Source organism: Streptomyces sp. NPDC085481, from assembly GCF_044541845.1.
GTDB lineage: Bacteria > Actinomycetota > Actinomycetes > Streptomycetales > Streptomycetaceae > Streptomyces.
In genome coordinates this window covers 300,507-315,762 of sequence record NZ_JBITTJ010000009.1, presented here as the reverse complement: position 1 = coordinate 315,762, position 15,256 = coordinate 300,507, and the positions used below count along the sequence as shown (strand labels likewise).

Sequence of the window (15,256 nt, the reverse complement as noted above, 5' to 3'; positions counted from 1 at the left end):
ACCCTCGCCCGCGACTACGGCTCCCTGCTGCCCTACGACATCCACGTCGGCGACCACCCCGTCACCGACCTGCCCGCCCCCTGGAACCGGGACCACTGGAGCGCCGCCGCCCGGCGGGAGGCACTGGCCGGGTACTGCCGCACGACCCTCGGCTTCACGCCCCTGGACGTCGTCGATCTCGACCTGCCGCTCGCGGGGCTGCGCGGTGTCGCCTACGTCCTGCCGTCGCAGGTCAGCCCGGCGCACAGGGCGGGCCACCGGGTGCATCTGAAGGGCATGCTGCTCACGGACAAGGCCGACGGGCTGCTGCCCGACTGGGCCTTCTTCGTACGCTGCGTCCTGGACACCGACACCCTGCGCGCGACCGCCTCCCGCGAGTCCCTCTACGACGACGAGACCCTGGCGGCGGTGCGCGAGGCCCTCGGCCGCGCCCTGCGCGACTGGCTCGCCCAACTGGCGGCGAGCGAACCGGAACGGCTCGCCCGGCTACTCGCGGTCCACCACCTGGGCGTGAAGTCGCTGGCCCGGCACGACGACGAGATCCTCTCGGCGATGCTGCCCTGGCTGCCCTTCGAGACCACCGACGGACAGCTCTCCCTCGACGCGTTCGCCCGCCGCCACCCCGTCGTCCACTTCACCCGCACCGTCGAGGAGTTCCGCCAGGTCGCCGCCATCGCCGCCGCCCAGGGCATCGCCCTCGTCAACGGCGGCTACACCTACGACTGCGCGCTCGTGGAGCGACTGCCGCGGGTGCGCCCGGGGACGGTGGTCGCCGAACTGGACGCGGACACCGTGACCGACCGGCTCGACGCCGTCGCCCCGGAGCGGGCGCTCGCGCTCACCCGCTTCCTGTCCGTCGCCCGGACCACCCTCGACGCCCTCGACTGCGATGTCGTGGTCCGCGCGTACCGGCCGCCGGCCCTGCCCGCCCTGCTGCTCGACGACCGCGACGGGCGGCACGAGCAGGCCCGTACGGAGGCCGAGGAGCGGGCCGACGACCTGTGGACCGGGATCCTCGGCGCCCTGCGCGGCACCGCACCCCGCGCCCGCCTGGTCCTCAACCACGACAGCCCCCTGATCCGCCGCATCGCGGCCCTCGACGACGCCCCGCTCATCGCCACCGCCGTCGAAGGGCTCTACGGGCAGGCCCTCCTCATGGCCCAGCGGCCGCTGCGGCTCGCCGACACCGCCCTGCTCCACCGCTCGTTCGTGGGGCTGCTCGACCGGGCCGTGCGGGCGGGGGACGGGGGGTGCCCGGACCGCGCGGGGACGGCCTGCGGGGCCGAACCGAAGGACCTGGCCGGGCCTCCCGAGGCGACCGGGCAGGCCGGGCGGCCGGAGCCGACCGGTCCGACCAGTCCGAGCGGTCCGAGCAGTCCGAGCAGTCCGAGCAGTCCGAGCAGTCCGAGCAGTCCGAGCAAGCCGACCAGGCCAACCGATCCGGCCCCCGACAGCCCCACCGGAGAGCACCGATGAGCAGCCGCTCACGCGACGAGATCCGCCGCGATGTGTACCGGAACAGCCAGGAGCCGTACGGCGCCGCCCGCAACGCCCGGGCCGAGCGGCTGGTCGCCGAGGCGGAGGCGAACGGCGACCGGTCGCTGCTCGTCGAGGCGCTGACGGCGCTCACCGTCTCGTACACGTCGAGCGCCGAGAGCGACCGGATGTTCGTGCCGTTCGCGCGGCTGCTGCGGATGTGGGACGACGACCCGGCGGACTTCGACGAGGACGACACCCATGAGCTGTTCTGGATGTTCAAGTGGGTCAGCGGGAGCGCGCTCGACCAGCCCGGGGTCCCGCTCGACTCCATAGAACGCTGGCTCGCGGAGATGCGGCACCGCTACCGGCTCGCCGGACACTCCGAACGGGCCGTGCACGCCCGCGACTTCGAGGTGGCCCGGCATCTGGGGGACATCCCGCGGGCGGAGCGCGCGCTGGCGGCCATGCTCGCCGCCGAACGGGACGAGATGGCCGACTGCCACGCCTGTGAACTGCACGAGCGGGGGCGGTGGGAGACCGAGCGGGGTGAGGACGCCCGTGCCCTCGGCGTGTGGCGGCCGGTGTTCGACGGGCGGGCGGGCTGCCTGCACGAGCCGCACGCCGTGCTCGCGCTGTCGTTGCTCCCCCTGGTCCGGCTCGGCCGGCTCGACGAGGCCCGCTCCCACCATCTGCGTGGCTATCGCCTGGCCCGGGCGGAGGAGGGGCTCGGCGCCGCGGTCGCCGCCCATGTCGAGTTCTGCGCGCTGACCGGGAACGAGCCGCGTGGCCTGGAGATCATGGCCGAGCAGTCGGCGCGCTGGGAACAACTCGGCGACGTCCGGCCGTACATGGAGTGGCTGGCCTGCGCGGCCCTGCTCATGGGGCGGTTGGTGGCCCTGGGCCTGGGCGACCGGCCGGTGCCGGGACCCGCCGGTACGCGGTGGACGGCGGCCGCGCTCCATGCGTACGCGACCGAGCAGGCCCTGGCCCAGGCGGCCCGCTTCGACGCCCGCAACGGCGACGACCGGATCTCCGCCCTGCTGCGGGCCCGCATGACGGCGGAGCCTCTCGTCGAGGCCCTCCCGCTCGGCGCGGCCGGCGTGGTCGCTCCCCCGTCGGGGGCGGCCGCCGGGGCGGATGACCTGGAGGAACTGTTGGGCCGGGCACGGGGGTTGACCTCGACCGGGCACCCCTCGGCGGGCGCCGCATGGCGCCGGGCCCGCGTCGCCGTCGAACAGCACGGCGGCACCCTCGCCCCGGCCGACGCGGCCGACGCCCTCGACGCCGCGGCGCTCGACCTACAGCGCGGACCCGGCCCCGGGGCGGAGCCCGGCGACGCGGCGACGCTGTTCGCGCAGGCCGCCGACCTCCACGAGCGGGCCGGGCGGGGTGGCCGGGCCCTGGTGGCACGGGCGCGGGCGCTGATCGTCGGGCCCGGGGGCCGGGTCGTCGAGGGGCTCGACGAGCTCTGCGTACAGGCCGAGAAGCGGCACGCGGAGGGACGTGCGACGCCGGCGGAAACGGTGACGGTCCTGCTCCTGCGCTGCCGGGCACTGGCCGCGGGGCTCGGGGGCGGTGGCGCGACCGACACCAGGGCCGATCCCGGGGCGGGGGCTGGGGCCGAGCCCGGGGCCGGGGCCGAGCCCCGGGCCGGGGCCGGCGTCGGGGCCGGCGTCGGGGCCGGCGTCGGGGCCGGCGTCGGGGCCGGCGTCGGGGCCGGCGTCGGGGCCGGCGTCGGGGCCGGCGTCGGGGTCGGCGTCGGGGTCGGCGTCGGGGCCAGGGCCGAGCCCGGGGCCGATCGCGCGGCCGACGCCGTACGTCTGCGTGAGGAGATCCACCGGCTGCTCTCCTTCGCCGAGGAGGCGCGGGAGGGGCGGGACCGGCGGGAGGATCCGGGGTTGCTGAGTCGGATCGCCTCCGCCGTGGAACTGCTCGCGCGGAGCACCGCGCCGCAGGACCCGCGGGCCGCCGTCCGGCTCGCGACGGCCGCCGTCGCCGATCACCACGAGGCGGGACGGCCCTGGCTGGCCACGCCCGCCGAACTCCTGCTCACCAGCCTGCTGTCGGCCGCCGGGGAGCATCAGCGGGCGGCGGCCGTGGTGCGGGGTGTGCTCGACGACGCCGGGCGGGTGGCGCTGCTGGACCCGGGCGACCGGGCCCGGTTCTGTCTGGCGCTCGCCCAGGCGGTGGCCGAGCTCGACGGGCCGACGCGGGAGATGGAGGCGCTCCTCGTGGACGCCTCGCGGTTCGCCGACGCGGCGGGTGAGGGGGCCGGGCTCGGGGCGCTGGTGCGGTTGAGGCTCGGCGGGGTGTACTGCGCGCTCGACCGGTTCCACGAGGCGGCCACCGCCCTCGAGACCGCGCTGCCCGACCTGCGTACCGGCCACGAGGTGGCGGACCTGGTGCAGGCGCGGGTGTGGCTCGCGCAGGCGGCGGTGGGGCTCGGCGAGCCCCGGCAGGCCGCCGAGCACTACGGGCTGGCCGCCGCCGACACCCGCGACTGGGTGGATCCCCGTCCTCACGCGATGCTCTCCCACCAGGCGGCGGCGGCCCTGGCCGCGGCCGGGCTGCCGGAGGAGTCGGCCCGCGCGTACGAGCGGGCGGCCGGCCTGTGGCGGGTGCTCGGCGACCACGGCGGGGTGGTGCGCGCGTTGCGGGCCCGGGCGTGGGAGGAGCTGCAGGCGTGGGGGCCGGGCGCCGGGGAGGCGGCCATGGAGGAGGCACTGCGGGAGAGCGCGCGTGCGCCGGCCGGCGCGGTGGGCGACGCGGAGCGCGAGACGTACGCCGTGGAACTCGGCCGCACCCACCAGCAGTTCGCGCATCTCCTCGTCGAGGCCGCCGACGGTCCGGCGCCCGGGTACTTCGAGCGGGCCCTCGACCACACGGAACGCGCGATCGAAGCCTTGCGCGGGTGCGGTGAGGCCGGCCGTTCCGAACTGTGGCTCGCCCAGCTCCTCGCCGTGCGCCTGGAGTGGCGGCTCGGCCGGGTCGGAACCGCCGTCGAGCGGGCCCGGCGGGTCCGCGACGGCGTGCAGGACCTGCCCGACCCGGACGGCTCCCTCACCGAGGTCGCCACCGAGTGCGAGGCCCTGCTGGGGACGGCCGAGGCCCACTGAGCCCTGCGATCAACTCGTCGCGCGGGCCACCAGGGAGGCGAGGCCTGCTCGGGTCATCACGCCCGTCTTGCGGTAGACGCGGGCCACGTGGCTCTCGACCGTTCGCGGGCTGAGGCAGAGCCGGTCGGCCACGGCCTGGTTGGTGAGGCCTTCGGCGACCAGGGCGGATATCTCGCGTTCGCGCGGGGTGAGCGCGGCGAGCGGACCGTCCGCCTCCGGTGCGGCCGTCGCCTCCGGGCCGGGCCCCAGGGCGGCGGTACGGGTCCGGTCCGCCAGGTCGACTAGGAGCCGGGCGCCGCCGGCCTCGGCCAGGCGCCGGGCCCGGCGCCACATCGCGGCGGCGCCGTCCTCGTCGCCCGCCGCCCGGGCCGCTGGGGCGCCGAGCAGGAGGGTGTGCGCCTCGCGCAGGGTCACGCCGGTACGGGCGTACTCCTGCGCCGACCGCACGAACAGCTCGGCCGCCGCGGCCGGTTCGCCCGCGTGGCCGCGCAGGCGGGCCAGGCCGCGCAGGGCGGCGGCGCGCTGTACGGCCAGGCCCAGGCGCTCGGCCTCCTCCTCTGCGAGCCGGGCCGCGCGGTGCGCCGCGGTCTCGTCGCCGGCGGCGAGGCAGGCGGTGACGAGGAGTTCGAGGAAGGTGGGCCGTACGGAAGCCTGGATACGGGGCAGACCGGGGCCGCCGCCCGCGGTGAGCAGCACGTCCCGCACCCGGTGCGGGTCCGTGGCCGGCGGGATCGCGGGGGCGAGCAGGCTGCGGGCCAGGACGCCCCACCAGCCGGCCGCCGTGCCGACGACCGCGACGGCCTCCTCGGCGGCGGCCAGCGGTTCGGGGTCGCCGAGGGGGCGGGCGTGGAGGAGGATCGAGGCCCTGATCGCCCGGCTGAAGCCGGTCACCTCGGCCCCGCCCAGCGTCTCGGCGACGCTCAGCGCCTCGTCGGCGAAGCCGAGCGCGGTCTCCACCCGTCCGGTGAGGGAGTGCACGTACGCGGCGCAGAGCAGCAGCTGGGAGAGGGCGAAGGGGCGTCCGGCGCGGCGGGCGAGGGTGATGCCGCGGGTGGTGTGGCGTTCGGCGGCGGCGCGGTCGTCGAGGAAGATCTCGCTCCAGCCGAGCCGGACCAGCGCCTCGCAGCACTCGGTGAGTTCGCCGTCGGTCATCGCGTCGATGAGGGCGGCCGCCTCCTCGACGTACGTGAGGGCCGCGGCGGTCCGTCCCTCGTACGCCTCGCCGAGGGCGCCGAGCGTCAGGGCCTCGGCCCGGCCGGCGTCGTCACCGCGGGCGCGGGCGTCGGCGAGGATGGCGGAGAGTTCGGTGCGGACCTCGGGGAAGCGGCGCTCGAACAGGGCGCGGCAGCCCCATTCGACGACGAGCCGGAGCCGCAGCGAGGGGCTGGGGCCGGGGTGGCGGCGCAGTTCGCGGCGGATGAGGGCGTCGGCCTCGCGGTAGCGGCCGAGGTGGCGCTCCATGAAGGCGCACAGCAGCACGGCCGCGGTGCGGGGCTCCTCCTCGCCCGCGGCGGCGTGACACTGTCCGCCGTCGCGGCCGCGGCCGTTCGCGCCGCACCGGCCGAGGAGCCGGTGCAGCAGGTCCCGGCTCTCCTCGACGCGGCCTGCGTCGCCGAGCGCGCGGGCCCGCCGCAGCTTCAGTTCCACGCGGGCGTCGTGGTGTTCGGGGGTGTCGGGCAGGACGGCGAGGACGGCGCCGAGCCGGCGGGCGCTGAGGGCGGGGTCGGTGGCCTCGGTGCGTTCGGCCGCGTCGACCAGGGTGGCGGCCGCCGCGGGCTCCCAGTGGGTGAGGTACTGCTCGACGTGGCCGGCGCGTACGGTCACGGGGGCGCCCGCCCGGGCGAGCCCGTCGGCCGCCCGCCGGTGGTAGTCCCGGCGCCGCAGCGGGTCCATGGCCCGGCGGACCAGTTCGGCCAGGGCCGGGTGGCGCAGCGCCAGCGTCCGGCCGTCGGCGTGCGGGCGTACGAGATCGAGCCGTACGAGTTCGCGTACGGCCGCGCCGAACTCCTCGGGGCCCGAGGCCGTCACGGCGGGCAGCAGATCGGTACGGGCCTCGTCCCCGAGCAGGGCGACGGCGTCGACGACGGCGCGGGGCAGCGGCTCCAGCGGGGCCAGCTCGTCGAACAGCACGGCGAGCGCGCCGCCGCTCCCGGGGCCTGCCGCGAGCGCCAGGAAGTAGGCGGGGTTGCCGCCGCTCGCGGTGTGCAGCGCGGCCGCGCGGTCGCCGGGGAGGCCGGGGGCGAGGTCGTCGGCGCAGTCGGCCGGGTCGAGCGGGCCCAGGACCATCCGGGCCAGGGTGCCGCACTCGGCCGCCCGGGCGAGCAGGGAGGCCAGGGCGGGCGGGGTCCGCTGCTCGCGCCGGGCGAGCACGAGGAGCACGGGCGCGGCGACGGGGTGGCGCAGCAGATGGTCGAGCAGGTCGAGCGAGGCGCGGTCCGCCCCGTGCAGGTCGTCCAGCACCACGAGCAGCCCCGGCTCCGCGACCCGCGCCAACGCCTCCGCGGTCCGCCGGAAGAAGCCGTACGGCTCCGGCCACGCCCGCGGCGGCGCCGCGAGCGGATGCGGCCCGGGGGACGCGGTCCAGGTGCCGCCGGCGGGGTACGTCCCGCTTGCGGAGCGGCCTTCGCCCCATGGGCAGGGCGGGGCCGCGGCGGGGCAGCGCTGGTCAGGGAGCTCGGCCTGACGGATCCGGTCCGCCGGGGCGAGCCGGTCCCCCGAGCCGCCCCCGCGGGGGAACGGCTCCCCCGAATCCCACAGGTTCGTCAACTCCGCGCCGCCCGCCCCCGTCACGCCCAGATCCGCGAACGCGTCCGCGAACACCTGGAAGGGCGTGTTCCGTTCGCGTTGCGTCGCGCGGCCGTGCAGGACCGTGAGGCCGGCGCGGCGGGCGCGGGTGGTGAGTTCGGCGAGGAGTCGGCTCTTGCCGATGCCCGGCTCTCCGGTGATGTCGACGGCCGCCGGGCCGCCCGGACGGTGGCGCCCCAGGTCGCCCAGGAGCTCTTCCAGAAGGGCGAGTTCGGCTCGCCGGCCGGCGAAGGGGGCGCGGTCGACGCACCCTTCCCCTGTGATTGTGTTCATTCCCAGTACCCCACGGACCTCGTTCCCCACCCCCGTTGTACGGCACGCGGCTGACACTGTCGCCCTCGCCCCGGTCTCGGCGGGCGGGCGGCGGTGTGCGGCGTCTCCGGAACGGGTGGGTCGGGTGTGGGGCGAGGGGGGCGCTGGGAGTCGCCCCCCTCGGGTCGGGGGAGGGTCAGGCCTGTGCCGCGGCCTCCTGCGCCGCCGCCGCTGCGCGGGCCTCGCCCTCGGCGCGGGACCGCTTGCCGGTGCGGATGGTCCACAGGACGAGCAGGCCGAGGCAGCCGTAGATCAGGACGGGGTTGACGGCGACCATCGCCTCGGTGGAGAGGGTGTAGGAGAGGACGACGCGGACGGCCGCCTCGGCGAGGTAGCCCAGGCCCCAGACGATCGTCATGCGGCGCATGACCGCGCGGAACTGCGGGAACTGCCACAGGCCGTTCCACCAGGCGTGGCTTTCGGGGGTGCCGTCGGTGGAGAAGCGGCGGCCGAAGTAGAACATGAGCGGCTTCGGCGCGAGCAGCGTGGCCAGGCACAGCACGCCGAACAGGCCGGTCACCGCCGAGTCCTTGACGAGCAGCGCGCGGGTGGAGTGGGTGCCGACGAGCGACACGAACGCGGTGAGGGCGAGGAAGAAGAGGGTGACGACGGCGAACTCGTCCATCTTGCGGTGCCAAACGAGGTGGATGACGGTGTCGAGGACCGGCCAGGCACCGCTGAGCAGGAGCGCGGCGAACTCGCTCCAGCCGCGGTCGGTGAGCGCGCCGTAAGTGAGGATCGGGGCCACGACGTTGAGGCCGATGGTGAGCGCCCAGCCGATGGCGGTGGCCGCCCCCGAGCGGGCCGGCGCGGCCGGTTGTGCCTGCGCGCCTGGTTCTGGCTGTGCTGCGGACATGGTTCCCCCTGGGTGGTCATGATCAGTGCGGTAACCGCAAGGTAGGCCCCGGCCGCTCCGGCACACAAGGAAGCGGCCGCCCAAATGATCTTCAAGCTTTCTCCATACGCCTTTGGTCACATTCGTCACCCAAACCGACAAGATGATGCACAGGGAGTCATATCGGCAGGTCGAATGCTCCTCGCGCCGTGCCGCACGCCCTGGCGAGAGGTGATCATCCGCGAGCACTCTGAAGAACATGCCGGAGCGGCTGGTTCCGGCAGAAGGTCCGGAGAGGGTCCGGAGAGGTCCGGAGCGGGTGGGGAGTTGGGGGGCGTATGACGGGTGTGGACGTGTGCGTGGTCGGTGCGGGGCCGGTCGGGCTGACGCTGGCGATCGCCCTGCGCCGGCTCGGCCTGGCGGTACGGGTGGTCGACCGCGCCCCCGCCGCCAAACGCGAGGCGCGCGCCCTCGTGGTGTGGCCCCGGGCAGCAGAGGCCCTGGAGGCCCTCGGGGTCCTGGGCGGGCTCAGGCGCAACGCGGTGGAGCTGGGCGAGGTGACCGTCCACGGCGGCGGCCGGCGGCTCGGCGAACTGGTCACGGGCTGGCAGCGCTCGGCCCACGGCCGCCCGCTCAACATCGAACAGCACGACATCGAACGGCTGCTGTGCGAGGAGCTGGCCCGGCTCGGCACCGGGGTCGAATGGGACACGGAGGTCACCGACGTCAAGGTCCACGACGACCGGGCCGAGTTCGTCCTCCGTCTCCCCGACGCCTCCGTCGAGTCCGCGACCGCCGCGTGGATCGTCGGCTGCGAGGGCACCGCGAGCGTGGTCCGCGACCGGCTCGGCATCGCCTTCGAAGGGCGCCGGCGCACGGGCCTCCAGGTCGTCCAGGGCAACGCGCACGCCGACTGGCCGTACGGCTACCGCCCGGGGCACGGACACATCTTCCTCGCCCCGCACCGCTCACTGCTCGTCTTCCCGCTGCCCGGCGGCGGCTTCCGCTTCTTCTGCTTCCGCGACGACCCCGACCCCACGCTCACCGCTCCCCCGACCCTCGACGAGCTGCGTGACCTGGTCGCGGACACCGCGCGGCTGCCCGGCCTGCGGCTCTCGCCCAGCGAACCGCCGTGGCTGAACCGGGCCCGGTTCAGCGACCGGGTCGCCGCCCGCCTCCGCCGCGGGCGCGGACTGCTCGCCGGGGACGCCGCACACGCCTGGGCCCCGGTCGGCGGTCACGGCATGAACGTGGGCATGCTCGGCGCGCACAACCTCGCCTGGAAGCTGGCCGCCGTCCACCGCGGTGACGCCGACGAGCGGCTGCTCGACACGTACAGCACCGAGCAACGGGCCCTCGCCCTGCGGTACATCCGCGAGATGCGGCTCAACTTCATGGAGCTGCCGCTGCCGCCGCTCGGCTACCGGGTCTTCTCGGCCGCCGTGCCGGTCGCCCTCGCGCTGAGCCGCTTCCAGCAGCACATCGACCTGCGGCTGAGCGACCTCGGCCGCAACCACCGGTCCAGCACCCTGTCCTGGCAGCGCGCCGCGGGATGCCGTCGGGGCGGCGGGCCGCGGGCCGGGGACCGGATGCCCGACGCCCGGGTGCGCACCGGCGGCCCCGGCACCATGCCCGTACGCCTGCACACCCTCCTCGCGTACGACCGGTGGACGCTGTTCCTCGACGCGGCGCGGGCCGCCGGAGGAGCCGTCCGCGCGGCCCTGGAGGAACGGTGTGCGCACGGGCCCGTGCCCGTCCGGGTCCAGCCGCTCAGCCCGGCGGACCCGGCGGAGGCCCGGCTCCTCGGGCGGCCCGGCGAGCTGCGGCTCGTGCGGCCCGACGGCTACGTGGGCCTGGTCGCCCCCGTGGACCGGCCCGAGGTCCTCGCCGCCTATCTCGCCGCACTCGCCCCGCAGCCCCCTTCGGCCACCACACAGTGATCGGGAGTCAGAGACCCTTGCCCAAGCACCTGACGCGCACCCGAGGCACGGTCACCGTCATCGGCGCGGGAATGGCCGGCCTGGTCGCCGCGTACGAACTCGAACGCCTGGGACACCGCGTGGAGATCCTGGAAGGCAGCCGCCGGCTCGGCGGCCGCGTGCACACCCATCGCTTCGGCGCGCACGAGGGCGCCCCGTTCGTCGAGCTCGGCGCGATGCGCGTGCCCACCGCCCACCACCGCACCATGCACTACATCGAGCACCTCGGGCTGGTCGACCAGGTACGGCCGTTCACCACCCTGCTCTCGGAGGAGAACGCCTTCCTCGCCACCAGCACCGGCCACGTCCGGCTGCGCGACGCGCCCCGGGCGCTGATCGCGGACGTCCGGGCCTCCCTCGCCCCGGCCGACTACCGGGACGAGACGATCGTGTTCGGCGCGTGGCTGGCCGCCGTCGTCGACGCCGTCGCCCCGCCCGCGCTGCGCGAGGGGCTGCGGGCCGACCTCGCCCGCAATCTGCTCGACCTCGTCGAACGCCTCGACCTCACCCCCCATCTGCTCGGTGCCGGCAAGGACCGCATCGACGTGCACGGTCTCTTCGCCGCCCATCCCGGCATCCGGGCCGGCTGCGGCACCCGTCTGAACAGCTTCCTCGACGACATCCTCGCCGAGACCAGCCCCCGGCTCGTCCGGCTCGCCTGCGGCATGGACCAGCTGGTGCAGCGGCTCGCCGCCCGCATCCGCGGGCCGATCTGGCTCGGCCAGGAGGTCACCGGCGTGGACGTGGCTCCGGACCACGTACGGCTGCGGATCGGGCGCGGCCCGCTCGCCGTCGTGCGCCGGGCCGACCTGGTGCTGTGCACGGTGCCGTTCTCGCTGCTGCGCGGCATGACGCTGCGCGGTCTGGACGAGGACAAGCTGGCCGTGGTCCGGGAGGTCGACTACTGCCCGGCGACCAAGGTGGCCGTGCACTGCCGGGAGCCGTTCTGGGAGCGCGAGGGCATCCGCGGCGGCGCCTCCTTCAGCGGCGGCCTGATCCGGCAGACCTACTACCCCGCCCCCGCGGAGGAGGGTCCACGGCGCGACGGCGGCGGCCCCGGCCCGCAGGGCGCCGCGCTGCTGGCCAGCTACACGATCGGTGAGGACGCCGACCTCCTGGGCCGGATGCCCGTCCGGCAGCGGCACCGCACCGTCCTCGACGAACTGGGACGCATGCACCCGCAGTTACTGCGCCGCGGCATGGTGCGCGGGGTGGCCAGCATGGCCTGGGGCGAGCATCCCTGGACAGGCGGCGGCTGCACCATCCGCTGGGGTCAGGACGCCGCCGCGTGCGAGGAGGAGCGCAGGCGGGCGGCCCGCCCACAGGGGCGGCTGTTCTTCGCGGGCGAACACTGCTCGACCGAACCCGCCTGGATCGAGGGGGCGGTGGAGTCCGCCCTCGACGCGGTCCGCGGGATCGACCGCCGCGCCTCCGCCCGGCGCGGCACCGCCCCGACCCGGCTGGAGGCCGCATGAGCGTCTTCGACACCCCCCGGCTGCACTTCGCCGGCACCGCCGTCACCAAGCTGCCCACCGGTCCGCGCGGCGCCGTGGTGGACCTCGCGACCAACACCGTCCTCACCCCCGACGGCCCGTTCCCGGCGGACCGGCCGGCCGTCGAACACCACGCGCACCTGGCCGGACGGGGCGCACTGGGCGGGCACTTCTCCGGCAACGGCCACTTCCTCGCCGACGCGCGCGTGACCGGCGCCGAAGGGCCGGGCGGCGAGCGGATCGGCGCCGAGGACCCGCTGGTGGGCCGGGCCGTCGATCTGTGGGGGCACTACAACCCGTATCTCGGCACGACGGTCAACCGGGCCCGGGTCTTCGACCTCGATCCCGCCTCGGCGTGGACGACGACGCTGATGATCGGCCGGTTCGCCCTGGGCAGGGAGGGCCGCTCGCACGACAGCGGCCACGCGTGCCTCGGCGACGTGACCGGGTTCCAGCCGCCGCGCTGGCACTCCTTCGCCCCCGTGCCCTCGGTGCTGCACCAGTTCACGGTGGACAGCGGCCCCGGGCTCGACTGGCCCGAGGGCCCCGACGGGCCGGGCTGCGGGTCGGCGCTGGCGGGCGCGCTGCGGGCGGCGGCCGAGGAGTACGGCGGTCTGGTGGTCCAGTTCGCGCTGGAGGCCGCCGGGAGTCCCGCGTCCGGACCCGGAGACGCCCCGCAGCAGTGGCGGCTGCGCGGGGTGATCGCCCCCTGGCGGCCCGAGGAGCCCCGCACACATCCGGCGGGCCGGCTGCTCGTCCCGTACGGCTCGTACGGCTCCGACGGCACCCGCCGGCGGGCGGGAGTCTGCTCGGTCCGGGTGACCCGCGACGAGGCCGTGTTCAACCTGCCGTTCGGGCCGCCGGCCCCCGGCGACCTCGAGCTGCGCACCGCGGTCTCGGACGAGCTGGTCGCGGTCCTGCCGGGCGGCGGCGCGGGCCTCGCGGACGGGACTCCCCGGGACGGGACTCCCGGGGACGGGACCCTTGGGGACGCCACCGCCGCGGTCGTGACGGTGCCGGTGACCGGTCCCGGCGGCGCGTGGGCCGCCGACGAGGGGCTGTGCCTCGTACCCGTCGACGAAGGCTCCGGTACGGGTGGCCGCGAGGTGCTGCTGCGGGAGCGGGAGACCGTGGTGGTCGCGGACGACGCCTGCCTGATCCTGGAGCACCCGGACCGCGAGCGGGGCGAGGACCATGCGGTGGAGGTGGCCGTACGGGCGAGTGTGCGGGGCCGGCCCGCGGCCCTGGAGCCGGTCGTCGTCCGGCAGTTCGCCAACCCGCGCGCCCTGCCGCGCGATCCGGTCGCCGCCGACCCGGGCGCCCGCGCCGACGACCTCACGGTCGTGGAGCTGCGCGCGGGCCGGCTCACCGACCCCAAGCAGGCGCAGGACCGGCGGGACCCGCCACCGGAACCCTCCTTCGGCCCCTGGTGCCGGCTGGTGACCGACGCGCGCGGGCGCGGCTGGTTCACGGTGCGCGGCGCGCGGGCCGGTACGGCACGGCTGCTGCTCACGGGGCACGCCGACGAGCCGCCCTGCCCGCTGGACGCCCCGGGTTCGGCGGCCGCCGCGTACGACGACGGGGACGCGCTCGGCTGGTGGGCGGGCGCGGGCGGCGGGCACGTCCGGGTCCTGCCCGACGACTGGCACCTCGACGCCGTCCTCCAGCAGGACGTGACCTTCGAGCTGCTGCACCGTGAGGTGTTCGCCTTCTACGAGCAACTGTTCCCGTTCATGCGCGACGAGGTGTTCAGCCTCGCGGACCGGTGCAAGGTCGAGACGTACGCGAAGCTCATCTGGCAGATGTGCGATCCGGCGAACCGGGAGCGCACGTACTACATGCCGCCCACGCGGGACCTCACGCTGCCGAAGGCGCGGCTGCTCCTGAAGTACCTGCGTGCGCGCAGCGCCGCGGACGCCGTCCTTCCGGTGACCGCGCCCTCCCCGGGCGCGACCGTGCCCCGGATCACCACGCGGGCGCAGCTGCGGGCGGCGCTGTGGCAGGCGGTCACCGTGGAGCTGGCGAGCTCGCTGCAGTACCTGTACGCCGGGTATTCGCTGCCGACGCACGCGGCGGGCTTCGCGTACGTGCGGCGCGGGGTGTGGACGCCGCGGCAGTTGCGGCTGGCCTGCGGCGACGGCGGGGAGACCCTGAGCAAGGGGATCCGGGACAGCCTCTTCGAAGTGGCCCGCGAAGAGATGATCCACTTCCTGGTGGTCAACAACATCCTGATGGCGATGGGCGAGCCGTTCCACGTGCCCGCGGTCGACTTCGGCACTCCCGGTCTGCTGCCGCTGCCGCTGGACTTCGCGCTCGAACCGCTCCATCCGGGCAGTGTGCAGCGGTTCATCGCGATCGAGCGGCCGGAGCGGCTCGCCGGCGGTGCGGGTGTCGACGACGAGACCCACCCGGGTGGTCCGGGCGGTGGCGAGGCGGCGCCGTTCGGGTCGCCGAGCGAGCTGTACGCCGCGATCCGTGAGGGCCTGGCCCGGGTCCCCGATCTGTTCCTGGTGGAGCGGGGGCGGGGCGGCGGCGAGCACCATCTGTTCCTCGGCCGGACGGTCGACGCCCGCCACCCCGACTACCAGCTGGAGGTCGACGACCTGTCCAGCGCCCTGTTCGCCGTGGACTTCGTGACCGAGCAGGGCGAGGGCGGGGTGCTCGACGCCCCGGGGCCCGCTCCCGAGTCGCACCACGACACCTTCGTACGCCTCGGGGAACTGCTCACGCACGAGCGGGCCGACGGGCCGAACGGGCAGGGCGCGCCATGGAGTCCGGCATACCCGGCGCTGCGCAACCCCTCGCTGGACCAGGCGCATCCGGGGCGGGCGGCGGTCCGCGACCCGCACGCCCGTGAGGTGATGCGGCTGTTCAACCGGAGCTACTTCCTGATGCTCCAGCTGATGGTGCAGCACTTCGCGGAGAGCCCGGACGCGAGTCTGCGCCGGTCGGGACTGATGAACGCGGCGATCGACGTGATGACGGGGATGATGCGGCCGCTCGCCGAGCTCCTGGTCACGCTCGACTCCGGCTGGCGGGGCCGCACGGCGGGTCCCTCGTTCGAGCTGGAGGAGCCGCCGGTGGCGCTCGCGCGGCCCGACGTGGCCCGGCGGGCGTTCGCGATGCGCTTCGGGCACCTGGCGCGCATGGCGCGGGCGTGTCCCGGGGTGCCCGGCCGGGTGCCGGAGCTGATGACCTTCTACGCCGAGCGGTTCCGCGCCGAAGGGGAGCGCTGAC

The 15,256-nt window shown here is 75.9% G+C and carries 7 protein-coding genes; 5 read left to right on the top strand and 2 right to left on the bottom strand.

Annotation, left to right across the window (positions count from 1 at the left end; all coding sequences use genetic code 11):
• On the top strand, window positions 1–1,476 hold a 1,476-nt coding region (locus ACIGEZ_RS21180), incomplete at its 5' end, for an HSP90 family protein (protein ID WP_399833243.1).
• Window positions 1,473–4,595 (top strand): tetratricopeptide repeat protein, encoded by a 3,123-nt coding sequence (locus ACIGEZ_RS21175; RefSeq protein WP_399833241.1) that lies wholly within the window; start codon window positions 1,473–1,475, stop codon window positions 4,593–4,595. The genes ACIGEZ_RS21180 and ACIGEZ_RS21175, both read left to right, overlap by 4 nt.
• Window positions 4,596–4,604: 9 nt before the next feature.
• Here ACIGEZ_RS21175 and ACIGEZ_RS21170 read toward each other — a convergent pair whose 3' ends face one another.
• A complete protein-coding gene (locus ACIGEZ_RS21170; RefSeq protein ID WP_399833239.1) occupies window positions 4,605–7,673 on the bottom strand; it encodes an AAA family ATPase in 3,069 nt (1,022 codons plus the stop codon).
• 175 nt (window positions 7,674–7,848) lie between these two features.
• On the bottom strand, window positions 7,849–8,568 hold the full coding sequence (locus tag ACIGEZ_RS21165; protein WP_399833237.1) for a VC0807 family protein: 720 nt from the start codon (window positions 8,566–8,568) through the stop codon (window positions 7,849–7,851).
• Between the two features lie 317 nt (window positions 8,569–8,885).
• On the opposite strand from ACIGEZ_RS21165, the gene ACIGEZ_RS21160 reads away from it, so the two are divergent.
• The 3 genes from ACIGEZ_RS21160 to ACIGEZ_RS21150 are packed head-to-tail and all read left to right on the top strand — an operon-like array spanning window position 8,886 to window position 15,255.
• On the top strand, window positions 8,886–10,487 hold the full coding sequence (locus ACIGEZ_RS21160; RefSeq protein ID WP_399833235.1) for an FAD-dependent monooxygenase: 1,602 nt from the start codon (window positions 8,886–8,888) through the stop codon (window positions 10,485–10,487).
• 17 nt (window positions 10,488–10,504) lie between these two features.
• The gene (locus ACIGEZ_RS21155) at window positions 10,505–12,001 is read left to right on the top strand and encodes a flavin monoamine oxidase family protein (RefSeq protein WP_399833233.1); all 1,497 of its coding nucleotides are present in this window, start codon (window positions 10,505–10,507) and stop codon (window positions 11,999–12,001) included.
• Window positions 11,998–15,255 carry a ferritin-like domain-containing protein gene (locus ACIGEZ_RS21150; RefSeq protein WP_399833231.1) on the top strand — a complete coding sequence of 1,086 codons (3,258 nt, stop codon included), beginning with the start codon at window positions 11,998–12,000 and terminating at the stop codon, window positions 15,253–15,255. The genes ACIGEZ_RS21155 and ACIGEZ_RS21150 overlap by 4 nt, the downstream gene beginning before the upstream one ends.
• Window position 15,256: the final 1 nt, after the last annotated feature.

Excerpts from the sequence above, each read along its gene's own strand:
- ACIGEZ_RS21150 (WP_399833231.1), top strand. The coding sequence starts at position 11,998 with ATGAGCGTCTTCGACACCCCCCGGCTGCACTTCGCCGGCACCGCCGTC.
- ACIGEZ_RS21175 (WP_399833241.1), top strand. The coding sequence starts at position 1,473 with ATGAGCAGCCGCTCACGCGACGAGATCCGCCGCGATGTGTACCGGAAC.
- ACIGEZ_RS21170 (WP_399833239.1), bottom strand. The coding sequence starts at position 7,673 with ATGAACACAATCACAGGGGAAGGGTGCGTCGACCGCGCCCCCTTCGCC.
- ACIGEZ_RS21165 (WP_399833237.1), bottom strand. The coding sequence starts at position 8,568 with ATGTCCGCAGCACAGCCAGAACCAGGCGCGCAGGCACAACCGGCCGCG.
- ACIGEZ_RS21160 (WP_399833235.1), top strand. The coding sequence starts at position 8,886 with ATGACGGGTGTGGACGTGTGCGTGGTCGGTGCGGGGCCGGTCGGGCTG.